Raw genomic sequence first — 23,461 nt, forward strand, 5'->3', positions numbered from 1 at the left:
CCCGGTCGAGCGTTCCGCGGTAGCTGACTTGCCGTCAGTTGGCGGCGAGGAGCTGGAGCGTATCGATCACGCGGTTGGAGAAGCCCCACTCGTTGTCGTACCAGGCGACCACCTTGACGTGTCGGCCGTCGACGCGGGTCAGGGCCGAGTCGAAGATGGACGAGGCCGGATTGCCCGTGATGTCGGACGACACGAGCGGGTCGTCCGAGTACTCGAGGATGCCGGCGAGCGGCCCCTGCGCCGCGGCGCGGTACGCGGCGAGGACCTCGTCGCGCGTCACGTCGCGGGTGACGGTGGTGTTGAGTTCGACGATCGAGCCCACCGGCACCGGCACGCGGATCGAGTCGCCCGACAGCTTGCCGTCGAGGTTCGGCAGCACGAGGCCGATCGCCTTGGCGGCGCCGGTCGTGGTCGGCACGATGTTGACGGCGGCGGCACGGGCCCGGCGGGCGTCGCGGTGCGGGCCGTCCTGCAGGTTCTGCTCCTGCGTGTAGGCGTGCACCGTCGTCATGAAGCCGTGCTCGATGCCGGCGAGGTCGTCGAGCACCGCGGCCAGTGGCGCGAGGGCGTTGGTCGTGCAGGAGGCGTTCGAGACGATCGTGTGCGCGGCCGGGTCGTAGGCGTCGGTGTTGACCCCGTACGCCAGCGTCACATCGGCACCGTCCGACGGTGCGCTGACCAGGACCTTCTTCGCGCCGGCGGCGAGGTGGGCGCGGGCGGCCCCGGCCGAGGTGAAGCGACCGGTCGCCTCCAGCACGATGTCCACGCCGAGTTCGGCCCACGGCAGCTGCGCGGGTTCACGCTCGGCGAGCACCGTGATGCGACGGCCGTCGACGACGAGGGCGTTTCCGTCGACGGTCACCGGGCGGCCGAGCCGGCCGGCCGTCGTGTCGTAGGCGAGCAGCCGCGCGAGGATGGCGGGCTCCGTGAGGTCGTTGACCGCGGTGATTTCCAGGTCGCTGTCACGTTCCAGCAGCGCACGCAGCACATTGCGTCCGATGCGGCCGAATCCGTTGATGGCGATGCGCGTCATGAGTGGTGTCCCTTCGGTTCACCACCAAATCTCGCGTACGGCGCCCGCTCACGACAGCGGCGTGATTGCCACGGTTCAAAAGGATCACGCCAGCTCACCCGTCCTCGAAGGTGATCCGAGCGGGCCCCGGCCGTCGTCCAGGAAGGCGAGGAGGCGAGGTCGTGCTCGGCCTCCCCGCCCCCACCGTCGCCGGCTTCGCCCGGGACGGGATCGTCGAAGCGCTCGGCCCCGACCGCTGCCGACTCGTCCTCGGATCCTGGCCCTGGACCGGCCTGGCCGCCGCCCCGGGCAGCTTCGACGCCGACATCGAGGTCGTCGGCCCGCCCGAACTCGGGAGCGCGTTCGCGCACCTCGCCACGCGTTGCGCCAAGGCCGTCGGAGCCTCCGGCCCGCCCCCGGCCGGGACGCCGTAGACCCGGAACACCCCGCGTGGAACGGCCCGGGCTGCTCCTAGGACTGCTGGGCCGTGAAGGTGCGCCGGTACTCGCTCGGCGTCGTGCCGAGGATGCGACGGAAGTGCAGCCGCAGATTGGCACCGGTGCCCAGACCGACGTCGGCGGCGATCTGCTCGATGTGCCGCTCGGAGCGTTCCAGCAGCTCACGGGCCCGGTCCAGGCGGGCCCGCATGACCCACTCCATCGGCGTGTACCCCGTGTCGTCGACGAAGCGCCGCGAGAAGGTGCGCGGCGACACCGCGGCGTGCCGGGCGAGCAGGTCGAGGGTGAGGGGCTCGCCGAGCCGGTGCAGCGCCCACTCGCGGGTGGCGGCGAACCGCTCGCCGAGTGGCTCGGGCACACTGCGCGGCACGTACTGCGCCTGGCCGCCGCTGCGGTAGGGGGCGGCGACCAGGCGACGGGCGGCGTGGTTCGACGCGGCCACCCCGAGGTCGCCGCGCAGGATGTGCAGGCACAGGTCGATGCCCGAGGCCGCGCCGGCGGACGTCAGGACGCTGCCCTCGTCGACGAACAGGACGTTCTCGTCGACCTGGACGAGCGGGTGCTTCGCCGCGAGCGCCCGCGCGTAGTGCCAGTGCGTCGTGGCGCGCTTGCCGTCGAGCAGGCCCGTGGCGGCGAGCGCGAAGGCGCCCGTCGAGATGGCGGCGAGCCGCGCGCCCCGGTGGTGGGCGGCGATCAGCGCGTCCACGACGGCCCGCGGCGGGTCGTCGCGGCCCGGGAACCGGTACCCGGGGACGAAGACGATGTCGGCCCATGCCAGCGCGTCGAGGCCGTGGGCGACGAGGTACGACAGGCCGTCGCCGCCGGTCACCGGACCTGGCGCGGCCCCGCACACCCGCACCTCGTACGGCATGCTCGCGCGGGTCGTGAAGACCTGGGCGGGAATGCCGACATCGAGCGGTTTCGCGCCCTCCAGGACGAGGACGGCGACGCGAAGCAGGCGGGAGTCGGGCACAGGAAGAGGTTACGTGGAGCCTTGACCCCGGTCGGCCCCGGACGCTGGCCGGCCGGCGGCGCACCGGCCGGACGGCCTTCGGCGGTGCGCCCGGTGGGTGCGTCAGTTGCCCTGGCCGGCGCTTCCGATCGGGCCGACCTCCACCGGGGAGCCGCCGCCGTCCGTGACGGGCAGGGCGCGGGTGCCCGGCCAGGTGAGGTGGACCGGCTTCGTCTCGTCCGGCGGGGTCACGACCAGCCCGGTGACGCGAACGCCCGAGCCGCGCCCGTCCCGCCGCGCACCCTCGCCCCCGGCGCGCGCGGGCGGACCGGCCTCGGCTAGCCTGCCCCCTCGTGGACGATCGACCCGAGCCCTCGACCCTGCGCGTCTTCGTGGCGCTGGCCCCGCCCGACGATGCCAAGGACGAACTGGCCCGGGCCCTGCGACCCGCCTACGCCGGGTACCCGCGGCTGCGGTGGAACCGGATCGAGGACTGGCACATCACCCTCGCCTTCCTCGGCGAACTGCCCGCCACGGCGGTGCCGCTGCTGCGGTCGGCGCTGGCCGGCCAGGCCGCGTCGCGCCCGGCTCTGCGCCTGGGCCTGCGGGGCGGCGGCCACTTCGACCAGCGCCTGCTGTGGAGCGGGATCGACGGCGACCTGGACGGACTGCACCTGCTCGCCACCGACGTCCGGAGCGTGATCAGGTCCTGCGGGATCACGTTCACGGAACGCCCCCTGCGCCCCCATCTGACGCTGGCACGGTCCCGCCGCGACGACCCCACCAGCGTGCCGCAGGCCGCGGCCGGACTCGCCGGGTTCGTGGGCCGGTCCTGGCGGACCGAACGCCTCCACCTCGTCGGCAGCAACATCGGCCGCGGCCCCGGGCCGATCCGCTACCGCGACATCGAGGCATGGCGATTCGCCGCCGCCCGCACCGGCGGCGAGGACGTTCCCAGCGAGCCGTGACTGAGGCCTTGCGGCCTTGCGGCCTTGCGGCCGCGGTGGGGGCGGCCGGGGGATCAGCCGCCTCCGAGCGGTGCTCGACCGCTGGCCGAGGCGCCGTACCCGGCGGTGCGTTCGGGGAGGTGACGGGGGGCTGTCGGTGATGACGGCGATCTATCAGTGATCGGTGAGTCGGCCGCTGTGTGATGGGTCAGGTCGGCGCCGCCGTCCCGCACACCTCCCCCAGCCGAAGGAGCCGCTCGTCATGACCCCCGCACCCCTGAGCCCGCCGTGGGACGTCCACCGGTTGCCGTCCGCCGCCGGCAAGTCCTTCCTGGTCACCGGAGGCAACGCCGGGATCGGCTACTTCGTCGCGGAGCAGCTCGCCGCGACCGGGGCCGTCGTGGTGCTCGGCTGCCGGGACCGGGGGAGGGCGGGTGCCGCCATGGCGGCGATCCGGTCGCGTGTTCCCGCCGCCCGGCTGCGCCACCTTCCGCTGGACCTCGCCGACCTGGCATCCGTGCGCGGCGTGGCGGACGGCCTCGGGCTCGACCGCCTCGACGCGGTGGTCCACAACGCGGGCGTCGCGCTCGACGACCCGCCGCGGCGGACGACGGAGGACGGTCACGAGCTGATGTTCGGGGTCAACCACCTCGGCCACGTCGCGCTGACCCGGGCACTGGCGCCCCTGCTGTCCGCGGCGCCGGCCGCCCGGATCGTCACGGTGGGGAGCTTCGCGGCGCGCTCCGAACGGCTGGACCCGGACGACCTCCAGTCGCTTCGGGACTACCGCGCCAGTCGTACCTACGGCCGGTCGAAGCTGGCGCAGATGTCCTTCGCCTTCGAGCTGGACCGCCGCCTGCGCGCCCGCGGCAGCACCCTGCTCAGCGTGGTGGCCCACCCCGGCGGCGCCCTGGACTCCCTGACCCCGACCCGCCCGGGGGTGCACGCGGCGTCCCGGGGCACCCGGCTGCGCGCGCTGCCCGCCGGGCTGCTGCTCCAGGGCAAGGACGCCGGGGCGTGGCCGATCGTCCGGGCGGTCCTGGACCCGCGGGTGCGGGGAGGGCAGTTGTGGGGGCCCAGGGCCTTCGGCCTGCGCGGCGCGCCGCGGCTGGAGCCCGCGCGGGCCCACATGACCGATCCGGCCGTCGCCGGGCCCCTGTGGGACGCCAGCTGCGACGAGGCCGGCGTCGAGGCCCACCTGGGCCTCCTCTAGACGCGGCTCCCGGTGTGGAAGCGGCTCCCGGTGCTCCGTGCCACCGTCGTGGTCGGCGCCGCCCCGGGAGCCGGGACGGTCAGCGCCGGGCGGGTCAGCGCCGGGCCGTGGCGGTCAGCTCGGCGGTGGCGAGGATGTGTCCGCTCATCGCCATCGAGAAGGAGGCCACGGCGGGGGTGCTGGTCGCGGCCAGGCCTAGGCCGGGCACGTCCAGCGCCACCACCCGGAGCACGTAGTGGTGCGCGCGGTCGCCGGCCGGCGGGCAGGGGCCCAGGTAGCCGGTGGCGCCGGTGTCGTTGGGCCCCGCGACCGCGCCGGCCGGTGTGGCGCCGGTGAGGGTCGTGACGGTGGCCGGGATGTCCCAGGTTATCGCGTGCCAGAAGCCGCTGCCGGTCGGCGCGTCCGGGTCGAAGAGCGAGACGGCGTAGCTGCGGGTGCCGGCGGGGGCGCCGGACCAGTGGACGGTCGGTGCCTGGTTGGCGCCGGAGCAGCCGAAGGCGTTCGCGTAGCCGGCCGCCGGGACCGTCCCGTTCCGCCAGTCGGGGCTGGTCACGGTGAACCGGGGCGTGTGCCGGGGGACGCCCGCGCGCACCTCGGTGTGCCCGAAGCGGTCCGATTGGGTGGCGGAGTGGGCCGCCGTCGAGGCGGCGCCGGCGAGGGCGACGGTGGCGGCCGTGGTGGCGGCGAGGGCGGTCACGCGGGTCGAGCGCTTCATGGGTGGTTCCGTTCCGGGTCGCACGGTGGTGTTCGGTCGGGACCAGCCTTCCGGCGCCCGGCGCCCCGGGGGAGGCCGCGCGCATCCTGGTACGCGGCGTGCCACCCTCCGGCGTGGACCGCGCGGCGCCCGACCGGCGACGATGTCGCTGTGAACGATCGACAGAACGGGCCCCGCGCCGAACTGGGCGCGTTCCTGCGGGCGACGCGCGAGCGGACCCTGCCGGGCGACGTCGGCCTGCGGGCGGGCGCGCGCCGCCGCACCCCGGGCCTGCGCCGCCAGGAGGTGGCCGAGCTCGCGGCGGTGAGCGTGGACTGGTACATCCGGCTGGAGCAGGGCCGCGCCGGGACCCCCGGCTCGGCGGTGCTGGAGGGGATCGCCGACGCGCTGCGGCTGACCCCCGCGGAGCGCGAGTACGTGCACCTCACCGCGCGCGGCGAGGTGCCCCCGCGCCGGCACGTCGCCACCGCGCCGGCGGCGTCCCTGCGGGCGGTACTGGACGGCATGCCGCTGCTGCCCGCCTACGTCATCGACCACCGCCTCGACGTCCTGGCGTGGAACAGCGCGGCCCGCGCGCTGTTCGGCGACGGGTTCGGCACCGGTACGGCCGCCAACACGGCGTGCCTGACCTTCCTGGACCCGGAGAACCGCCGGACCCAGCCGTCCTGGGAGCAGTTCGCGCGGGAGACGGTCGGTGCGCTGCGCTCGGCCTCCGCACGGCATCGAGGCGACCCGCGGCTGCACGCGGTCGTGGCGCAACTCCTGGACGGCAGCCCGGAGTTCGCCCAATGGTGGGAGGACAGGACGGTGCGCGAGCGGTCCCACGGCAGCAAGCGGATGCGACACCCGGTGGGCGGGGAGCTGGCCCTCTGCTACGACCAGCTCGCCGCCACGGACGGCTCCGACCAGCGGCTGATGGTGCTTACCCCGGCGGACGGGGCGACCGAGCGGGCGCTGCGCCTGTTGATCGCCGGCTACTCGCAGGGCGCCGTGGGCACGTCGGCCCAGGTGCTCAAGGCGGCCCGGACGGCCTGAGTCGCCGGACCGTCCGGGCGGGTCCCGCCCGGGTGCTGGTTCGGCCTGTGACGCTCGTGCCGGTGATCCCCGGTCAGCGGCGGCCGGTGGCCAGGGTGACGAGGAACTGGCCGCCGCCCGGCTCGATGTGGGCGGTCACCGGCAGGTCCGGTACCAGCCGGGAGAACCGGTCCACCAGCCAGTCCGCGGCTTCCTGGGCGTCCTGCCTGGTCGGGCAGCGGCCCACGATCTCGCGGCCGCCCTTGCGCTCCAGCCTCGCGGCCACGGCGATCAGCGGCGCGGGCTCGACCACGTACAGGCGGTCCGGCCAGGCGATGACCACCTTGACCGCGCCCTTGCGGGAGTTGCACGCGCGGTGCGCGAGCCGCTCGGCGACCTTGGCCTTCCGGTCGGCGGTCCGGCTGTCAACGCTTGGCCCGCGCGGGTCGTTCACCGACTTGTCGGGGTCGACCGGTTCGTCGCACACCCAGCATCGCCAGCTGTCGTGCTCGGCCACATCATCGAGGAGACTCACCCGGGTAACCTAGCCTGCCCCGCCGCCGCCCCGTGCAGCAGGGCCTCGGCGACCGGGTGGAGCGGCGCCCGCCCCTCGCGCGGGCGAGGTCGCGCCGGCCCGGCGCCGGCCGGTCCCCGGTCCTGCCGGCGTCCGCCACCCGGGTGCGGCGGACGCCCGCGCTCTCCGGGCCGGTCGGAGCCGGTCGGGCCTCGGCCGGAGTCAGCCGGGGCTGAGGAGACAGAACTCGTTGCCTTCCGGGTCGACCAGGATCGTCCAGTGGATCTCGGACTGGTCGACACCGGGGTCGGTGGCGCCCAGGGCGCGCAGCCGGTCCGCCTCCGCCGCGTGGTCGTCACCGCGGTAGGGGCGGAGGTCGAGGTGGACGCGGTTCCACCCGCTCTTGGTGTCGGGGGTGCGGATGAACTCCAGGTAGGGGCCGACGCCTGCGGCGGAGCGCATGGTCGCGTAGTCGTCGGTGACCTCGTGCAGCGTCCAGTCCATCGCCTCGCCCCAGAACCGGGCCATCGCCCGTGGGTCGGCGCAGTCGACCACCACCGCGGCGATCGGCCCGGTGTCCCGGTAGACCGTGCGGGGCTCCAGGACGCAGAACTCGTTGCCCTCCGGGTCGGCCATGACGGTCCAGGGGACGTCGCCCTGACCGACGTCGGCGAGCGTCGCGCCGAGGTCCCGCAGCCGTGCGACCAGCTCCGTCTGATGGGCCGTCGAGGTGGTGGCCAGGTCGAGGTGCACCCGATTCTTGACCGTTTTGGGTTCCGGCCGGGCAATGAGATCGATGCAGACGGCCGTGGGATCGGGGTAGCTGAAGCCGACGGGTTCGAGGTTGGTCACGCCGGGCCCCTCGCTGTCGAGGCCCCAACCGAGCGCCTCCGCCCAGAACCGGCCGAGCGCGGAGTCGTCCCGGGCCTTCATGTTGATCTGCACAAGTCGGGTTGCCATGCCGAAGATCATAGAAGCTGTCGCGGGCCCGCACCCGAGTGCGCGCGGAAGACCCGTCTCCCCGGCAACCTCACCGGCCCGCGGCGTGCAGCCCGGCGGTGGCGACGACCGGCCGGACCTTGGTGAGCATCAGGTGCAGGAACTGGTCGGGGTGGCGGAAGGACGCGAAGTGGCCGGCGTCCCTGATCAGGGCGAACTCCTTGACCGGCGCCTGCACGTCGTCGAGGAAGCACCGGGCCCGGTCGGTCGGGTTGAGCACGTCCTGGTCGCCCTGGAAGACGAAGAACGGCAGCTCGAAGCAGGTGCCGTCGGCCCGGTCGTCGAAGCCGGCGGTGTCGGGGAGGATCTGCTCGGAGAGCTTCATCCCCTTGCCGAGGGTGCCGAGTTCGCTCAGCGAGTGCAGCGGGGAGAACCAGAGCGACCTCATGACCACGGACTTCATGGTGCTGAAGGTCAGCGGGTCGGTGGTGGCGGCGATCTTCGCGTAGGTGCCGTACTGCTCGGCGGTCCACGTCCGGCGGTCGCGGTCGATCGCTCCGACGGCGGCGAGCTCCTTGCGCTTGCCCGCGGCGCGCAGCCGGGCCAGCAGGGCGACGTGGTCGGCGTCGTCACCGTCGGCGTCGTGGATCTTCTGGTCCGTGCCGACGTAGGCGCAATAGCGGTCGGGGTACTGGCGGGCCAGGCGCAGTCCGAAGGCGCTGCCGAAGGAGTTGGCGACCAGGACGACCCGGTCGACGCCGAGCCGGGCGCGCACGAAGTCGGTGACCTCGACGGCGTCCTGGTACATCCGGGCGAAGCCGAGCTCGCCCTGGTGGTCGGCGCCGGAGCGGCCGAGGGTCTTGCCGGTGCCGCGCATGTCCCAGCGGACGATCGTGAAGTGCTTCTCCCAGGCCCGGGTACGGGGCCCGTAGATCGCGTTGGAGGCGCCGGGCCCGCCGTGGATCTCCAGGATCACCGGGTTGGCCAGGTCCTCGCCTCGGATGGAGATCCACTGCTCGATCCCGCCGATGCGGACGAACTCCTGCTCGTCGACGCCGTCGGGGGTGGTGATCCGCATCAGCCGGGCGTTCGCGGCCTGCCTGATCCGGCGGTGGCCGAGGAGGAGGGCGACGGGTGTGGCGGCGACGGCGGTGGCGGCGGCGGTGGCGATGAGAACGGTGTCGAGCATGGCTGGCTCCCCTGAACTGTGTATCGAATAAGCAATTGAGTTTATGTTATACACAGTTCTGAGGCGTCGTCAACGAGAAGCGGTGGCCGCCGACGAGAGGGAGCGGCCGGTCGACCGGTCGCACGCAGTGAGGAGCCCGCATGGCCGCCGGCAGGGAGAAGAAGCGCGACCCGAAGGTGAGCCTGGCGCTGCTGTGGGGCGAGCAGGACCAGCCCCGGCGCGGGCCGAAGCCGTCACTGACCGCCGGGCGGATCGTGGCCGGCGCCATCGAGGTCGCCGACGCCGAAGGCCTGGACGCGGTCTCCATGCAGCGTGTCGCCGCCGAACTCGGCGTCACCACCATGGCGTTGTACCGGTACTTCCCCGGCAAGGCCGAACTGGTCGACCTGATGGTGGACTCCGCCCTCGGCGTACCCTCCGAGGCCGTCGCCGGGTCCGCCGGCTGGCGCCCCGGGCTCACCGAGTGGGCCCGCCAGTGCTGGGCGCTCTACCGCCGCCATCCCTGGATCCTGACCGCCACCGCCATGCGCCGCCAGCTCATGGGCCCCAACCAACTGGCCTGGCTCGACGCCGCCCTGGCCGTGCTGGCCCCGACCGGACTGTCCGCCGCCCAGCAGCACGACACCGTCCTCCTGGTCATCGGCCACATCCGCAACCTCGCCCAGCAACTCGTCGACCGCGACGAGGAGGGGGAGCAGGAGTGGAACCGCCTCGCCGCCGACACCCGCGACCGCCACGCCCACCGCTACCCCGCCCTCGCCGCCGCCATCGCGGCCGGAGCCTTCGCCCCCCGGGCCGAGGACCCGCTGGACTCCGGCCTGAACCGCATCCTCGACGGAACCGCCCTCCTCGTCGACCGGGCCTGACCGCCGCGCCGGCCCACCCGACGGTGGTGGGGTGGGCGACGCCGGGCGTGGGTGCCGCTGTCCGCTGTCCGCTGTCCGCTGTCCGCTGTCCGTTGTCCGTGGGAGGGCCGACGAGAGTGGGAACGAAGGGGGCCGGGTGGTACCTGGACGACACGGCGTGCGGCCCGTGCCCCGACCCGGCAGGGGCCGGACTGTCGTACCCGCCGTCTAGCCTCGCGGGGAGAGCCGACCGCTGCACGGAGGGACTACGGATGAGTGGCCTGGGCTGGATGTACGGGACGGACCTGCCGCTGCTGAGCGTCACCTTCGCCCGTGACCTCACTGCGCGCGGGCTCCTGGAGCGGATGGGCGCGGACCCCGACACGCTGGCCGAGCGCACCCAGGAGGCGTTCAGGGACGAGTTCGACGACCTCCTCTACGAGGACGACGCCTATGTGGTGACCGCCGGCCGGTACGGGGCGTGGGCGTGGGTCTGGGAGCACGGCAGTTGGCTGTGCGTCGAGGACGAGGAACTGCTCGGTGAGCTCTCGACGGGGACGGCGGCGCTGTCCCTGCACGCCAACGAGAAGCCCCTGGTGGACTTCCGCTACGCCGAGGACGGGCAGCTGGTCACCGGTCTGCACACCCTCCTCGGCATCGAGCCCCGGCACCGCACCGGCCGGGACCCCCACCGCTTCGACGCCGAACTGCGGGCGCTGGGCGCCTGCCCGGACACCGGGGAGACCGGACCGCTGGGCATGCGCGGCCTCTTCTACCGTCTCGCCGAGGGGCTCGGCGCGGGTGTCGACCCCGCCGATCTCTCGGGTGGGGCTGTTCTCAGCGCCCAGCTCCGGCCGCGTCCCGACCGGGTCGGGTGATCCGCCCGGTCCGGTCGCCCGGCACGGGCTTCTACGCCGCTCCCGGCGCGCGGGCGATCCGCCGCCGAGGTGCCGGTTCCCGAGAGTGATCATTTAGCGTGTGCTCCCATGGAGAAGGCTCAGGAGTTCGAGGCGCACCGGCCTCGCTTGTTCTCGTTGGCGTACCGGATGCTCGGATCGGCGGCGGAGGCCGAGGACGCCGTGCAGGACGCCTACCTGAGGTGGCACGGGGCCGAGCGGGAGCGGATCGCCGCGCCGGGGCCGTGGCTGGCCAAGGTGACCACCAACCTGTGCCTGAACCGGCTGACGTCGGCGCGGGCCCGACGCGAGGAGTACGTCGGACCGTGGCTGCCGGAGCCGGTCCGGACCGACGGCGGGGCGCTCGGGCCGATGGAGACGGCGGAGCAGCGGGACGCGGTGTCGCTGGCCGTCCTGGTGATGATGGAGCGGTTGACCCCGCCCGAGCGGGCGGCGATGGTGCTCCGCGACGCCTTCGACTACAGCCACCGGGACGTCGCAGACGTGCTCGACTGCTCGGAGGCGAACGCGCGGCAGCTGTACCGCAGGGCCAAGCAGCATCTGGGCGACGAGCGGCCGAGGTTCGTCTCCTCCCAGGGGGAGAGCCGCGAGTTGGTGCTGCGGTTCCTGGAGGCCGCGGCGCACGGCGAGCTGGCGCAGCTGGAGGAACTGCTCGCCGGACAGGTGGTCGCCTGGTCGGACGGCGGCGGCAAGGTGGGCGCGGCGCGTCGGCCGGTCGTCGGCCGGGAGAACGTGGCCCGGTTCCTGGCGGGTCTGTTCGCCCGGTGGGCGAACGGGGTGCGGATCGAGGTCGTCGAGGCGAACGGCACCGCGATGGTGCTGGGCTGGGAGGGTGGCGCACTGACGTCCTGCGGTGTGCTGGAGCTCGGTGGAGCCGGAATCACCGGCGTGCGGCTCATCAGGAACCCGGACAAACTGGCCTTCCTGGCGCATCAGTGCTCCGGGTTGTCACAGAACACGTGAGTCGTCGGTTCCTCATCGGTGACGGCAGAACGAGAAGGGCTGTGGCTGATGAAGTACGACGCGATCATGGTGACCGGCGCAACGGGCGTGCTCGGCCGGGAGGTACTGGACCGGGCGCGCCGCACCGGGCTGAAGGATCGGCGCCGCCTTCCGCTCCGGCGCCCTGACCGCGCCCGACCGACCGGCGGGCAGGCGGACCTGGGAGGCGTACCTGGCCGAGAAGGTCGCCCGCTGACTCCGGCGCGACCGTACGCGGCGACGCCGGTCGGGGCGGGCCGGCCGTGCGGACGGCCCGCCCCGTCGGTGCGCGCTGCGGTCGTCGTGGGCGCGTGGGACGTGGGCGCCTGCCGACCACCCGCTACGCGGACGATCCGGCCGGCGCCCCGGACCTCGCGGCACTGGTCACCGTGCTGGTCCGCGCCACCCGGCGTCGGGCGACCGTGCGGCGGGAGACGTCGTCGCTTCTCCGGGCGGGTGAACGTCCGGTAGTGGGCGGCCGAGGGCTGTGCGGCCCGGCGTGATCGCCGTCGTCGGACCCGGCCGTCCGGCTCGTCCCGGTCTCTCCGTCGTCGGAGCGGGGTCCGGGTGGCCGGTGTGCGGCTTCCTCAGGTGAGCCGTCGGCGGTGGCGCTGTGGCGGTGACCTGTGGAAGTGGCCGGCGGAGGCGGGCGCCTCGTGCGGTCGCTGCCGCGCGAGGCGCCCGGGTGGTGCGGGTGGGTCGTGCCTCAGCGGAACGCGGCGATGTTGCGGGTGACCCACTCGGTGAAGGGGTGCGGGGCGCGGCCGAGGACTCGTTCCACGTCCGGGCTGATCCGCAGTTCGGCCGGGTTCGGGGCGGAGATGATGTCCAGGGTGTCGTCGGCGAGTTCCACCGGCACGAACCGGGTCATCGTGGCCCTGGCCTCCTCGCGGGTGAGTTCGTGGAACCGCAGGGGGGAGCCGAGCACGGCGGCGAGCGCCTCCGCCTGCCGTCGGGGCGTGATCACCTCCGGTCCGGTCAGCTCGTACACCCGGCCGGTGTGCCGGTCGTCCAGCAGGCAGGCCGCCGCGACCCCGGCGATGTCCAGCGGGTCGACGACCGGCACCCCCACGTCGCCGAAGGGCGCGGCGACCGTCCCCTCCGTGCGGACGGACTGCGCCCAGGCCAGGGCGTTCGAGGCGAAGCCGCCCGGACGCAGGACGGCCCAGTCCAGGCCGGACTCCCGCAAGGCGTCCTCCACCGCGCGCATCGCCACCCGTGACGGATCGAGCGGCCTGGTGGCCACGCCCTGCGAGGAGAGCAGGACGACCCGGCGGACCCCGGCGGCCGCGGCCAGGCCGATGAGGTCGGCCGGCCTGGCCCCGGCGGCGTGCAGGTCGCCGGACAGCAGGAGGAAGAGCGCCTTCGCCCCGTCCAGCACGGGTACGAGGCTCGTCGGCTCCGCCAGGTCGGCCACCACGTGCCGGACTCCGTCCGGCACCGCCGCCGCACGCCGCGACACCGCCGTCACCTGCTCGCCCACCTCGGCCAGCGCCTGCGTCAGAGGACGGCCCACGTTTCCGGTAGCCCCGGTCACCACGATCATGTTCAGCTCCTGGTTCGTCGTGTACTGCGGCAACTGACGCTAGGAGAGAGGCTTACTTCTCGTAAGGACGTACCCGGAGGTAAGCTCCGGACATGAGGGAAGGTGCGCAGTTGAGGCAAGCCGGGGCGGGCCGTCGGTATGAGGTGTTTCACACCGACTGCCCCGCGCGAGACGTGGTCGACCACGTGACCAGCCGGTGGGGCGTCTGGGTGCTGATCTCCCTGCGGAGCAATGACCTTCGGTTCTACGAGCTGCGCGACAGCATCCAGGGCATCAGTGAGAAGATGCTCGCCCAGACCCTGCGCGCCCTGGTCCAGGACGGCCTGGTCTGGCGGGAGGTGGAGCCGACGACGCCGCCTCAGGTCACCTACGGGCTCACCGAGTTCGGCCGGGACGTCAGCGAGCCGCTGACGGACCTGTTCGACCGGATCACCGAACGGCTGCCGCCGCGCGGCGCGCAATAGCGCCCGGTGCCGCGTCACCTGCCCGACCCCGTCGCCGCGTTGCGGTGACCGTTGCCGTGGACGGGTGACCGTCTTGTCACGCCTGACGGTTCGTGGGGCCACCGTCCGGCCCGGTGTCGGTGCCGGCTGGGATGCTGGCGGCATGGACGACGAGGCACTGCTGCGCGGCCGCGTGTACGGGGCCGACCACGACGACCCGGACCCCGGGCCGCGCCCCGGGCACGAGTACCGGGAACTGGTCGGCGGCCCGCTCGACGGCCTGCTCCTGGACGTCACCGGCTGGGACGCCGAGCGGCTCGACCACGGCGCGGCGCTGGCCACCGAGCTCGGCGCGTTCGGTGCCGGCGGCCGCGCCCACTACCGACAGCGACCCTCGGACCGGCGCCGCTGGGACTGGCAGGGCGACAGCCCCTGACGGCGCCGGACCGGTGCGTCCGCCGGGCTGTCCGCCGTCCTTTGAATTCCGGCGAGAACCATTCCGGACAGCGGCGGAAGGGCCCCGTCAGCGCTTGCCGGGCGGTGGCGTCGGCGAAGCGGCGCCCCTCACGCCGCCCGCAGGACTCCGGCGGTCCACTACTGCTGCCGGGGCGCGTCCATGTGCAGGCGGATGGTGGTTCCCCCGGCGCGGCTGGAGCGGATCTCGACGAGGTCGCAGAGCTGGTGGGCGAGCCACAGGCCGCGGCCGCCGATCTGATCAGCGGTGGGGCGGCTGCGGCCGGCCATCACGTCGGAGATGTAGCCGGAGTCACGGAACTCGCAGAGGAACGTCGCGTCCTGGGCCCAGGTGCGCAGGGTGCCGTGGCCGCCCCCGTGGCGGATGCTGTTCGTCGCGATCTCCGTGACGGCGACGGCCAGTTTCGGCAACCGCTCCCGCAGGACACCCGCGTCGCTCGCGCACTGCGTCACCTTCGTGCGGATCGCGGCCATATCACCCTCTGTGTAGCTCAGTTCCTGGAAGGGATCGCACGGGCCGGCCAGCTCCTCGAAGGGGTACTCCTCGGCGCTCAGATACTCCTCGTTGGCCGCATCCCGGTCGGCCCGGCGGATCAGCGGATGGCAGCGCGACAGCGATCGCAGGGCGTCCTCGTCGTCGTCGGCGGCGTCGTAGGGGCACAGCATCGACCAGGTGGCGCTGCGCGCGAAGGCCCGGTTCAGCAGCCACTCGTGGTACCGCAGCTCCGAGAGGTGCGCTGTACTGCGTGCATGGCGCCAGGCGGTCTCACCGATGGCCCGTACCGGCCTGCCGCCTTCACCCCGCTCGGTCATCCAGGCCGACCAGGCCGCGATGTGCCGACCGGGATTGGGCCCGGCCGTCGTCGTGTCGACGAAGGTGACGGCGGGCTCGTCGACGAGTTCGCCGCGCAGCAGCGAGGTCTTGTCCGAGGGGACCGCGACGACCACCGCCTCGTCGGCCTCCAGGGCCTCGTGGATGAATCCCAGGGTCCCGGACAGGAACTGCGCGTCGCCGCGATAGGGGTACAGCTCGTGGCGGAACGGGCTCTCGCCCCGGTCGGACGTCGGGGGTACGGTCGCGGTCATGTCGCCATCACCACCGGCAGGTCGGCGGCCGCGAAACCCGCCAGCTCCCAGCAGAGGAGCACGGTCTCGTTGGCGCCCTCCACGACGACCCGGTGGCCCGGCAGGTGGCGGGCCGCGTCGACCAGAGCCTGCATGCCGGCAGCGTCGATGAGCTCAAGATCGTGGAACCCCAGCTTCACCATCGACGACTTACTGACCGCGGCGCGGACGACGGCGTTGAACGCGGCCGCGCCCTCAAAGTCGACCACTCCGTCCACGCTCCACCTGTTGGCGCCCGTGCTGAACATCCGAAAGGACGGACGCGCAGCACGTGTGCCCACCTCGTGAGGATGCATGCACGCCACACCGTCCAGGGTAGTCCGGTCCCACCGCGACGGCCGGAACGCGCACACCACCATGGCGCCGCTCTCCGAAGCGAACTCGTCGAGTTTGAGCTCCCCGGCCAGCAGCTCCTCGGCCCCGGAGGCTGCCGTCGGGGGCATCCGCTCGGTGAGGACCCGTACGGACCGGAAGCCCTCCCGGGTCGCGGTGTGGACTTCCCTGCGCACCGCAGCAAGCATCATGTCCATGTCCAGTGCGTCCGGCAGATCGAGGACCACCGAGGTGGAGGGATGACCGTCGCGTTCGATCTCGGCGGTGCCGAGGGAACCGATAACCACGACCTTGTCCCCGTACAGGGCTCCGTCCGCCAGAAAGGCCCGCGCGTCGGCGAACGTGGCAGCGGGGCCCATCCGCCAGCAGACGTGGTCACCGAGACCGACCTCGTCCAGGGTCGCCAAAGCCCGCGCCGCTCTCACCCCGCCCCCTTCCCAGGTCACCCCCGCCAGCAGTGATAGGAGAATAACGGTTCCCGGCAGATGCCCGGCTGTTTCGGGCGGCCGGAGTGCGGTCTACGCCTGCCCACCATGGGGAACGCCAACCCTCCCACGTCGGGGCCCCGCGTGAACGAGGCCGCTGCTCGGCCCGGAGAAGCTGTTCGCGGGGGCCGTGGGAAAACCCGTTTGGTGGACGAGGGGTGCGCTGCTACATTCCCGGTGACCGTGCGAGAGATCGAGGAGGTGGTACCCGTGGACGCAGTATCGACATGGGTGCTCCCCTCCGGGGTCACGGTCGGGCGATAGGCAGGTCGTCCGGGAGCGCCGTTCAGTGCACTCCCGAAAGGCACGACCATGCGCTTCACCTCCGAGCGGCGCCTCGACGAAGGCGTCCTCGAACGCGAATTCACCCTCGGTGAGATTCCGGGCATCCTGTGGACGCCCGCAGCCGTATCCTCACCGCTGCCGCTGATCCTGCTGGGCCACCCGCCCCTCGGACTGCGGAAGATGTACCCCCGGCTGGTGGACCGGGCCCGGCACTCCGCCGCAGAGGGCTTCGCCACGGCCACGATCGAACTCCCCGGAAGCGGTGACCGGCCCCGTTTGGCCGCCGTCGATCAGGCCCGCGCAGACCTGCGCCGGGCGATGGAGGCGGGCGAGCCGGTCAGCGACGAGATCGTCGACGCCCTCGTCCTCCCGCTGGTCGACAAGGCGGTCCCGGAGTGGCAGGCCGCCCTGGACGCCCTCCTTGCGCTGCCCGGGATCGGCGGCCCGGTCGGGTACTCGGGGGGTGTGATCTCGATCGGCATCCGGCTCGCTGTGGTCGAGCCGCGCATCGTGGCCGCCGGGCTCTTCGCCGGGAGTCTCGTGCCTCGCGCCATGTTCGAGGAGGCCCGGCAGGTCACCATCCCGCTGCACGTCCTGCTGCAGTGGGACGACGAAGGGAACGACCGGCAGGCTGCTCTGGACCTCTTCGACGCCTTCGGCTCCCAGGAGAAGTCCCTGCACGCCAACATGGGCGGACACACCGGCGTCCCGCGGTTCGCGGGAGACGTCGCGGCCCAGTTCTTCGCCCGTCACCTGAGGAAGTGAGGTCGGCACCGGGCCGGTGACAGGCGGTCGCTGAGGTCGGCCGGTGTGCCGCTCGGACGGAGGCCGGCCCTCCACGGCGGTCCAGACCGTGGGCCCCTGCTGAACTCCGGCAGGGGTCCACGGCGGCGCCACGCCTCCTCGGTCTCCTCGTCATCACTGCGGGCTGCCCCAGGCGCCGGTGACGGCGATGACGTCTCGGGCCAACGCCACGGGTCGCTCCCGGGCGATGAGGTGTCCGGCGCCGTGGACGGAACGGACGGTGGTGTGCGGGGCCAGGCGCAGCAACTGGTCGATGTCCTCGGCGGTGACGGATGAACCGGTGTCGCCGTGGACGAGCAGGAGGGGAAGGTCGAGTGCGCCGGTGATCTGCCGTAGCCGGGGGACCTGGGCGAGGATGTCCTCGACGAGCTCGGTGTGGGTGCCGGCCAGGCCGCCGGCGGCGAGGAAGCGGCGGACTCGGGCAGGTTCGAGGCAGGGGACGACGTCGACCAGTACCAGCCCTGCCACCCTTGCCCGCGCCGCCGGATCGCCGAGGGCGGCGACGGCGGCGAGCCCGCCCAGTGAGGCACCGACGACCACGCACCCCGGCGGCTCGGCGAACAGCATCGCGGCGACGTCCGCCGCGCACGCGGACAGCGTCCGAGCACGGCCGTCGCTGTCGCCGTGGCCCCGCTGGTCGAAGGCCACGCAGCGGAACCCGGCTTCGACGAGCAACTCGCTGACCGGCGCCCACACCTGACGGCGTTCGCCACCGGCATGCAACAGGAGACAGGTCGGTCCGGCACCGATTTCCTCCCCCCGCAGGATCGCATCGGGGCGAGTGATCCGCCGCGCCCGCGGAACGGTCGGGTCGATCATGTGACTCACGTCTTCCCCTCTCCCACGCGCGCCCGCGGAGGTCGGCTCGTTGGTGGACCGGTCGGTCCCCGAGCCGAACGCGATGCCTCCCAGCGTCCGAAAGGGCGCTCCGGGAGCCGAAGCTACACCGACCCGGATGCCGCCGGGAGGTACGACCGTCCTGTCACATCGCGCTCCGCAGGCCGGCGGCGGCGGGTTCCTGGGTACGGAGTCGGGCCGCCGGGCGGCGTCGGCCGGACAACTGGTCGCCGCGACGTTCGCCACCATGCCCGGCGACGCTGCGGGGATCTGGCGGCATGCTCTCGACCTGCGGGATGCGGGCCGCATCGAGCCGGCCATGAACGGCGAGCGCTTCGTCGGTGGGAGCAGGCACCACCAACCGATGGGGGCATGCCGTGTTTCCTGGCCGTCATGACGTCGTCGAGGGCACCTCGGCCGAGCCGCGGGCGTACCGGCGGTAGGCGGCAAGGCTGCGCCGGGCGGCGGCGACCTCCGAGCGCCGGACGGCCGGTCTCCGGCTGCGCGTCCAGGAGCCCCACCAGTCGGGGGCGAGCGGCAGGGCGGCGCGGGCGGTCGGCTGGTCCGGGTGCAGACCCAGCGGGCGTAGCGCACCGGCTCGGACCGACACGGTCACGAAGCCCCGCCATCGACCCGACTCGCGGTCGGGCCCGCAGGTCAGGTCACAGCGGATGTCCTGCTCGTCGACCGGCGACCAGTCGATGCCGTGGTCGCGCAGTCACACCGCGAGGGCCAGCCCGGGCTGCGGCATGCCGGTCGCGTTCTCGACGGTGAAGATCCTCACCCAGTCCTCGTCAGCCATCCGTTCAGACTGTCACACGGGCTGCCGCGCCTTCGCCTCGGGTTCGCGGCGCCGGCCCGCAGGTACCGTCGCCCGGATCGCCGCGCCGGCCGGGTCGTGCTCTGCGGAAGGACGTCGGACACCGCGCTGAGATCGCCTGGGGAACGTCTGTCGCGAGACGAATCACTGGGCAAGCGACGGTCCTCACCCGTCAATCGGCGGGGGCGGCGCTGCCGCTGTGCTGGATGCGCCGAGCACGACGACGACGCTTTGGGGCGTCTGCGCTGAGGCTGAACTCAGGTCGTCGGCCGGGGACGTGCCGGACCGGCCGGTCGGTGTGGCGACCGACCGGCCGGTCCGGAGGGGGTCAGCCCATCGTGCAGGCGAGCTGGGCCTTCACAGCGTCGCGGAGGTTCTCCTGGGCGCTGCAGTCGGCGCTGAAGACGTCCTGCCACTGGGGGCTGATGAAGTGGACGTTCACGATCTCGGTGACGATGTCGACGTTCTGGGCCTTGATGGTGTTCTTGGCGATCAGCACCTGCGGTGTCGGAGCCGTCTGGGCGCCGATGACGCCGCCTTCACCGTAGAACAGGTTGGTGATCTTGGTGTAGACGGTGACCCTCTTCCCCTTGATGTCGTTGCCGACGATGGCGACCGTCCAGTCCTTGTAGTTGCGCTGCCAGCCGAAGCTGGTCGCCCGGTTCAGGGCGGACACGGTGCCGTACTGGGCCTTGATGATCCAGTGGTGCCTGAGCAGCGGGCGACCGCTCGGGTGGTCCCGGGGGTGCGCCGGTTCCCCCGCCTGCACGGCGTCGCGCAGGTCCTGGTTCCCGGCGACCGGACCGTCCGCCGCCGAAGCCGCTGGGAGCGTCGCCGCGCCGGCCGGTGCGGCGACGCCGCCGGCGACGGCGAGGGCCGCTGCCCCGGTGACCACGACCGTCCTCCACCGTGCGACGGACCACTGACTGGTTGCCATCCTGGTACTCCTCGTTCACGTGCGTCGACGGGCCTCGCGGCACGCCCGCGCGCCCGCCACCGGGAAGTACCCGGTGCCCTCGACCCTGGCGGACCCGAGCGCGGTGCACATCAGTCGTTTGACTGACGGAGCAGAAGACCCGTCAGTGACCGACGACGGCGGTCACCGGGGAGGCCGCTCGGAGGGCAGCGGGTGGCGGAGTGCCGGACGCCCCGCTCAGTGCCAGCCGGAGTTCCAGTCCTGGTTCGCCGGTCCGGCGTCACCGCCCAAGGAGGAGAGGAGGCCGACCACGAAGAGGACCACCACGATCAGCCCGAGCAGTACCAACCAGAAGGTGTCCTCAAATCCGTTCTGGTACGGGCCTCTTGCTCGATCCGGTCGATCCGGTCGATCCGGCTGGTCACCGCCGCCCTCGTCGCCCCGGCCCTCGTCGCTCCGGTCCTCGGCATCGCTGCCCTCGTCGGCCACCGTGTGCCCCCTCCGTCGGGACTCATGGCACCGCGTCGCACGGTCGGCGTCAAGTCTTTCGGCGGTGGCGCAGCCGGGTGGGCCCGCTCAGCTCCCGGCCTTGCGGGGGCCACACCAGCCAGTGGTGGCCACCATCGCCCAGGCGCGCGCCATCGGACGGCGACGTCCCCGGTACGCGAGCCGATGGCGTCGGCCCCGTAGAGCGCCCACGCCATCGGGACGGCGGTGATCGCCGCAACGGTGAGTTGCGTCCGGTCCGTGGGAACAGAGCTCCCGGGTCGGCGGAGTTCACGGCGCCCGGCCGCGCGCACCGCAGGCACCCGCGTGACGAACACCCGACGCCGAGGGGCCGGGTCGGTGCGGCCGTGGTCCCGGGTCAGGGCGCGGCGAGGAGGGCGGTCAGGCCGGAGGTGCCCCGGCGGGTGCCGTCGGACAGGATCACGAGGGCTTCGATGCCGCTGCGTCGCTCGGCCCAGTGCAGGGCGGCGGCTGGCCCCATGGCGAAGGCGGCCGTCGCCAACGCGTCGGTGAGCGCGATGTCCTGGCCGATCAGGGTGACCGAGAGCGCGCCGCGCGGCGGGAGCCCGGTGTGTGGATCCAGGATGTGCGGGCCGCGTTCGGCCGTACCGGATCCGGCGACCGCGAGGCGGTCGCGCGCCTCGACGACGGCGGCCAGCCGGCCGGGGGCCGCCGGGTCGGCGATGCCGACGCGCCACGAGCGGCCGGGCGCCGGGGCTCCGGCCGTCTGGACGTCTCCACCACCGGTCAGGCTGTGGTGCGGGAACCCGGCAGCCGTGAGCAGGTGGGAGGCGCGTTCGATCGCCCAGCCCTTGACCCAGCCCGACGGGTCGAGGGAGCCGCCGGCCCGTACGGAGAAGTAGCCGGCGGTCTCCCGTGCCACGGCGGCGCAGTGGTCGAGGGCCTTGGTCACCAGCGGATCGCACTGGGCGAGGGTCAGCTCGCCGCGGGCGAGACGGCTGGTCTGGCTCAGCGGCTGGTAGGTGGAGAAGAGCCGGTCGAGCCGGTGGAGTTCGGCGAGGGCCGGGGCGAGGTCGGCGGGCGCGGCGTCGCGGACGGCGAAGGAGAAGACCGTCCCCATGGCGTGCTCGGTGTGTCTGAGCATCAGACGCCCGCCTGGTCGAGGGCGCTCTGCAACGACCGCTGGTAGCCCTCGCTGGTGTAGGTGGCGCCGGCGACGGCGTCGACGCGCGCGCTCTGCGCGGAGACGGCCTCCTGGTTGAGCCGGGGCAGGGCGAACTGGTTGATCTCCAGGTCGCGCCTGCTCTCCGACGGGTACCGCACCACCTCGGCCTTGGTGATCCGGCCGCCGCTGAGGGTGATCCGCACCTGGACCGGTCCGTAGCGGGTGTCGACGGCGTTGCCGGTGACGACCCGGGTGCCGGAAGCGTTACCCGCTCCTGCGGCGGCCGAGGGCGACGAATCCCCGGCCGACGGCTCCCCGGCCGACGACCCCCCGGGCGTCGCCGGGGCGGCGGACGCGGTGCCGCCCGGATCGGAACCGATGACGGGGGCGGCCCCGGGGGAGGCGGAGCCGTGCGGCTTGAGGGAGAGCAGCAGGACGACGCCGGCTGCGGTGACGGTGCTGGCCAGAACGGCGCGGCGCATGGCGGGCTCCTTCAGAGGTCGAACGACTCGTGGTGGATGCGGTGGGCGGGGACGCCGGCGGCACGCAGCTCGCGCGTGACCGCCCCGGTCATGGCCGCCGGCCCGCACAGGAACACGTCGTGCTGCGCCAGGCCCGGCACCAGCCGGCCGAGCGCGGCGGCGGAGAGCGGGTCGCCCGTCTCGTCGCGACGGCCGACGAGGTAGGACAGGCGGGCCGAGCGCGTCCCGGCGATCCGCTCCAGTTCCCGCCGGAACAGCAGGTCCTCGCCGTCCCGGGCCCGGTAGAGCAGGGTCAGCTCACCGGGCCCGGCCGGCAGGGTCTCGAACAGGGTCCGCAGCGGGGTGATGCCGACGCCGCCGGCGATCAGCAGGACGCGCCGCTGGGTCCGCCGGCGGGCGGTGAAGGCCCCGTACGGGCCCTCGGCGCGCACCCGGGTCCCCGGGTGGAGGCCGGCGAGGGCGGCGCTGTGGCCGCCGAGTCCCTTGACGGTGAAGCGCAGGAACCGGTCGGTGGGCGGTGCGGAGAGCGAGTACGGGTTGGCGGCCCACCGCAACCCGGGGGCGAGGAACTGGAGCCGGAAGAACTGGCCCGGTTCGGCGCGCAGTTCGGCCAGCCGCTCACCGGTCAGGAAGACGGACACCACCCCGGGGCCCTCGGGACGGACCTCCGCGACGTGCAGCCGGTGGCGGCGGTCGCGGAGGAACGGGACGGCGAGCCGGTACCGGCCCAGCACGGCGAAGGTGCCGAGGTAGAGCACGTACCAGCCGGCGCGGGCGGGCCCCCGGCCGAGGTCGGCGCCGTTGGTGAGCTGGTGGGCGAAGCCGAGGGCGACCGCGAGATAGGTCGCCAGGTGCAGGTAGTACCAGGTCTCGTAGCCCAGCCTGCGGCGGGCCGCCCGGGCCGAGACGGCGCCGGTGCCGAGGAGGAGCAGGGTGGCCGCGGTGGCCTTGAGCATGTCCGGGTCGTGGAGCACCATCCGCACGGTTTCGCGGACGACGGCCCGGTGCGCGGTGAGCGCGGACCCCCAGACGACGGTGAGGACGTGGACGGTGACCAGGCCGACCAGGTAGCGCCCGCCGATCGCGTGCCAGCGCGCCAGCCGGTCCGCGCCGACGTCCCGCTCCAGGGCGGGTATCCGGGCCATCAGCAGGAGCAGCACCGGCGCGGCGTACCCGGCGAGCAGGCCGGTGATCCGGCCCGCGCCGGTGAGCCACTGGTCGGCACCGGTCACCGCGTAGGTGTCCTGCCACCACAGGGCGAGCACGGCGCCCGCTCCGGTGGCCACGGCCGGTGGGACGAGCCGGGCGAGCAGCCACGGCGGGAGCACCGGCCGCTGCGAGGTGCGCTGGTGCCGACGGTGGCCGGCAGGCGCGGCGCGACGCGGTCGCTGGACTGCGGTACCCATGGTCCTGTTCCTCTCTGCGCGGCTCCGACGTCCTGCGCGCGGCCCGGCAGGGTACGCGGACGACCGTGATCCGGAGACCGGCCCACCGTGTCAGCCGTACCTCTCAGTTCCCTCTGAGTTCCGCCGCCACAGACCCTCCCGCAGAGAGTTCTGCCAGCTCAGGGCCATGATCGACG

26 protein-coding genes and 1 pseudogene are annotated in these 23,461 nt (G+C 73.5%); 10 read left to right on the plus strand and 17 right to left on the minus strand.

The features are described from left to right. Window positions 1–34 precede the first annotated feature (34 nt). Window positions 35–1,033 carry a type I glyceraldehyde-3-phosphate dehydrogenase gene (gene gap, locus ACZ34W_RS27610; protein WP_465607918.1) on the minus strand — a complete coding sequence of 333 codons (999 nt, stop codon included), beginning with the start codon at window positions 1,031–1,033 and terminating at the stop codon, window positions 35–37. 161 nt (window positions 1,034–1,194) lie between these two features. Here gap and ACZ34W_RS27615 point away from each other — a divergent pair, with 161 nt between their 5' ends. Continuing rightward, the gene (locus ACZ34W_RS27615; RefSeq protein WP_465607920.1) at window positions 1,195–1,446 is read left to right on the plus strand and encodes a hypothetical protein; all 252 of its coding nucleotides are present in this window, start codon (window positions 1,195–1,197) and stop codon (window positions 1,444–1,446) included. A gap of 37 nt (window positions 1,447–1,483) precedes the next feature. Here ACZ34W_RS27615 and ACZ34W_RS27620 read toward each other — a convergent pair whose 3' ends face one another. Together ACZ34W_RS27620 and ACZ34W_RS27625 are read right to left on the minus strand one after the other, a co-directional pair. Continuing rightward, entirely contained in the window at window positions 1,484–2,443 is a 960-nt protein-coding gene (locus tag ACZ34W_RS27620; RefSeq protein ID WP_465607922.1) for a GlxA family transcriptional regulator, read from the minus strand. A gap of 102 nt (window positions 2,444–2,545) precedes the next feature. After that, window positions 2,546–2,713, minus strand: a pseudogene (locus ACZ34W_RS27625) (DUF4232 domain-containing protein); the annotation flags it as partial. Between the two features lie 62 nt (window positions 2,714–2,775). Between ACZ34W_RS27625 and thpR the strand changes: the two are divergent. Both thpR and ACZ34W_RS27635 read left to right on the plus strand, forming a co-directional pair. Continuing rightward, complete coding sequence (gene thpR, locus ACZ34W_RS27630; protein ID WP_465607923.1) at window positions 2,776–3,390, plus strand: RNA 2',3'-cyclic phosphodiesterase; 615 nt, start codon at window positions 2,776–2,778, stop codon at window positions 3,388–3,390. 241 nt (window positions 3,391–3,631) lie between these two features. Further along, complete coding sequence (locus ACZ34W_RS27635; RefSeq protein WP_465607925.1) at window positions 3,632–4,582, plus strand: SDR family NAD(P)-dependent oxidoreductase; 951 nt, start codon at window positions 3,632–3,634, stop codon at window positions 4,580–4,582. A 94-nt stretch (window positions 4,583–4,676) separates the two neighbouring features. Here ACZ34W_RS27635 and ACZ34W_RS27640 read toward each other — a convergent pair whose 3' ends face one another. Then, the gene (locus ACZ34W_RS27640) at window positions 4,677–5,297 is read right to left on the minus strand and encodes a YbhB/YbcL family Raf kinase inhibitor-like protein (protein ID WP_465607927.1); all 621 of its coding nucleotides are present in this window, start codon (window positions 5,295–5,297) and stop codon (window positions 4,677–4,679) included. Between the two features lie 150 nt (window positions 5,298–5,447). Between ACZ34W_RS27640 and ACZ34W_RS27645 the strand changes: the two genes are divergently transcribed. Beyond that, window positions 5,448–6,332, plus strand: coding sequence for a helix-turn-helix domain-containing protein (locus tag ACZ34W_RS27645; protein ID WP_465607929.1), 885 nt, complete (start codon window positions 5,448–5,450; stop codon window positions 6,330–6,332). Window positions 6,333–6,405: 73 nt separating this feature from the next. Here the strand turns inward: ACZ34W_RS27645 and ACZ34W_RS27650 are convergent, their stop codons facing one another. From ACZ34W_RS27650 to ACZ34W_RS27660, 3 genes are all read right to left on the minus strand, one after another. Then, a complete protein-coding gene (locus ACZ34W_RS27650; protein ID WP_465607931.1) occupies window positions 6,406–6,846 on the minus strand; it encodes a hypothetical protein in 441 nt (146 codons plus the stop codon). Window positions 6,847–7,047: 201 nt separating this feature from the next. Then, window positions 7,048–7,785, minus strand: a complete 738-nt coding sequence (locus ACZ34W_RS27655; RefSeq protein WP_465607933.1) for a VOC family protein — start codon at window positions 7,783–7,785, stop codon at window positions 7,048–7,050. A 70-nt stretch (window positions 7,786–7,855) separates the two neighbouring features. Beyond that, the gene (locus ACZ34W_RS27660) at window positions 7,856–8,953 is read right to left on the minus strand and encodes an alpha/beta hydrolase (protein ID WP_465607935.1); all 1,098 of its coding nucleotides are present in this window, start codon (window positions 8,951–8,953) and stop codon (window positions 7,856–7,858) included. A gap of 140 nt (window positions 8,954–9,093) precedes the next feature. Between ACZ34W_RS27660 and ACZ34W_RS27665 the strand changes: the two genes are divergently transcribed. The 3 genes from ACZ34W_RS27665 to ACZ34W_RS27675 all read left to right on the plus strand — a co-directional run bounded on the left by ACZ34W_RS27665 (window position 9,094) and on the right by ACZ34W_RS27675 (window position 11,678). Further along, complete coding sequence (locus ACZ34W_RS27665; RefSeq protein ID WP_465607937.1) at window positions 9,094–9,819, plus strand: TetR/AcrR family transcriptional regulator; 726 nt, start codon at window positions 9,094–9,096, stop codon at window positions 9,817–9,819. A 251-nt stretch (window positions 9,820–10,070) separates the two neighbouring features. Then, window positions 10,071–10,676: a DUF6461 domain-containing protein gene (locus ACZ34W_RS27670; RefSeq protein ID WP_465607939.1), complete on the plus strand. Its 606-nt coding sequence runs from the start codon at window positions 10,071–10,073 to the stop codon at window positions 10,674–10,676. A 108-nt stretch (window positions 10,677–10,784) separates the two neighbouring features. Continuing rightward, window positions 10,785–11,678, plus strand: a complete 894-nt coding sequence (locus tag ACZ34W_RS27675) for an RNA polymerase sigma-70 factor (RefSeq protein WP_465607941.1) — start codon at window positions 10,785–10,787, stop codon at window positions 11,676–11,678. Window positions 11,679–12,402: 724 nt separating this feature from the next. Here the strand turns inward: ACZ34W_RS27675 and ACZ34W_RS27680 are convergent. Beyond that, entirely contained in the window at window positions 12,403–13,242 is an 840-nt protein-coding gene (locus ACZ34W_RS27680) for an SDR family oxidoreductase (RefSeq protein ID WP_465607986.1), read from the minus strand. A gap of 92 nt (window positions 13,243–13,334) precedes the next feature. Here ACZ34W_RS27680 and ACZ34W_RS27685 point away from each other — a divergent pair, with 92 nt between their 5' ends. Together ACZ34W_RS27685 and ACZ34W_RS27690 are read left to right on the plus strand one after the other, a co-directional pair. Then, window positions 13,335–13,706 carry a winged helix-turn-helix transcriptional regulator gene (locus tag ACZ34W_RS27685; RefSeq protein WP_329491676.1) on the plus strand — a complete coding sequence of 124 codons (372 nt, stop codon included), beginning with the start codon at window positions 13,335–13,337 and terminating at the stop codon, window positions 13,704–13,706. A gap of 142 nt (window positions 13,707–13,848) precedes the next feature. Beyond that, window positions 13,849–14,121 carry a hypothetical protein gene (locus ACZ34W_RS27690; protein WP_329491677.1) on the plus strand — a complete coding sequence of 91 codons (273 nt, stop codon included), beginning with the start codon at window positions 13,849–13,851 and terminating at the stop codon, window positions 14,119–14,121. A 158-nt stretch (window positions 14,122–14,279) separates the two neighbouring features. Here the strand turns inward: ACZ34W_RS27690 and ACZ34W_RS27695 are convergent, their stop codons facing one another. Continuing rightward, window positions 14,280–15,245 (minus strand): anti-sigma factor RsbA family regulatory protein, encoded by a 966-nt coding sequence (locus tag ACZ34W_RS27695; protein WP_465607944.1) that lies wholly within the window; start codon window positions 15,243–15,245, stop codon window positions 14,280–14,282. Next, entirely contained in the window at window positions 15,242–16,024 is a 783-nt protein-coding gene (locus ACZ34W_RS27700; RefSeq protein ID WP_465607946.1) for an MEDS domain-containing protein, read from the minus strand. Before ACZ34W_RS27700 ends, ACZ34W_RS27695 begins: the two co-directional genes overlap by 4 nt. A 390-nt stretch (window positions 16,025–16,414) precedes the next feature. Between ACZ34W_RS27700 and ACZ34W_RS27705 the strand changes: the two genes are divergently transcribed. Continuing rightward, window positions 16,415–17,152: an alpha/beta hydrolase gene (locus ACZ34W_RS27705; protein ID WP_465607948.1), complete on the plus strand. Its 738-nt coding sequence runs from the start codon at window positions 16,415–16,417 to the stop codon at window positions 17,150–17,152. Window positions 17,153–17,305: 153 nt separating this feature from the next. Here the strand turns inward: ACZ34W_RS27705 and ACZ34W_RS27710 are convergent, their stop codons facing one another. From ACZ34W_RS27710 to ACZ34W_RS27740, 7 genes are all read right to left on the minus strand, one after another. After that, on the minus strand, window positions 17,306–18,349 hold the full coding sequence (locus ACZ34W_RS27710) for an alpha/beta fold hydrolase (protein ID WP_465607988.1): 1,044 nt from the start codon (window positions 18,347–18,349) through the stop codon (window positions 17,306–17,308). 70 nt (window positions 18,350–18,419) lie between these two features. After that, window positions 18,420–18,644 (minus strand): hypothetical protein, encoded by a 225-nt coding sequence (locus ACZ34W_RS27715; RefSeq protein ID WP_465607950.1) that lies wholly within the window; start codon window positions 18,642–18,644, stop codon window positions 18,420–18,422. Window positions 18,645–19,176: 532 nt separating this feature from the next. Then, the gene (locus ACZ34W_RS27720; RefSeq protein ID WP_465607952.1) at window positions 19,177–19,785 is read right to left on the minus strand and encodes a hypothetical protein; all 609 of its coding nucleotides are present in this window, start codon (window positions 19,783–19,785) and stop codon (window positions 19,177–19,179) included. Window positions 19,786–20,001: 216 nt separating this feature from the next. After that, window positions 20,002–20,253 (minus strand): hypothetical protein, encoded by a 252-nt coding sequence (locus ACZ34W_RS27725; RefSeq protein ID WP_465607954.1) that lies wholly within the window; start codon window positions 20,251–20,253, stop codon window positions 20,002–20,004. Window positions 20,254–20,629: 376 nt separating this feature from the next. Next, window positions 20,630–21,376, minus strand: a complete 747-nt coding sequence (locus ACZ34W_RS27730) for an FAD:protein FMN transferase (RefSeq protein WP_465607956.1) — start codon at window positions 21,374–21,376, stop codon at window positions 20,630–20,632. Continuing rightward, window positions 21,376–21,879, minus strand: coding sequence for an FMN-binding protein (locus tag ACZ34W_RS27735; protein WP_465607958.1), 504 nt, complete (start codon window positions 21,877–21,879; stop codon window positions 21,376–21,378). Before ACZ34W_RS27735 ends, ACZ34W_RS27730 begins: the two co-directional genes overlap by 1 nt. Before the next feature lie 11 nt (window positions 21,880–21,890). Next, entirely contained in the window at window positions 21,891–23,285 is a 1,395-nt protein-coding gene (locus tag ACZ34W_RS27740) for a ferredoxin reductase family protein (protein ID WP_465607960.1), read from the minus strand. Window positions 23,286–23,461 lie beyond the last annotated feature (176 nt).

It is taken from the genome of Kitasatospora sp. NPDC022856, from assembly GCF_055561235.1.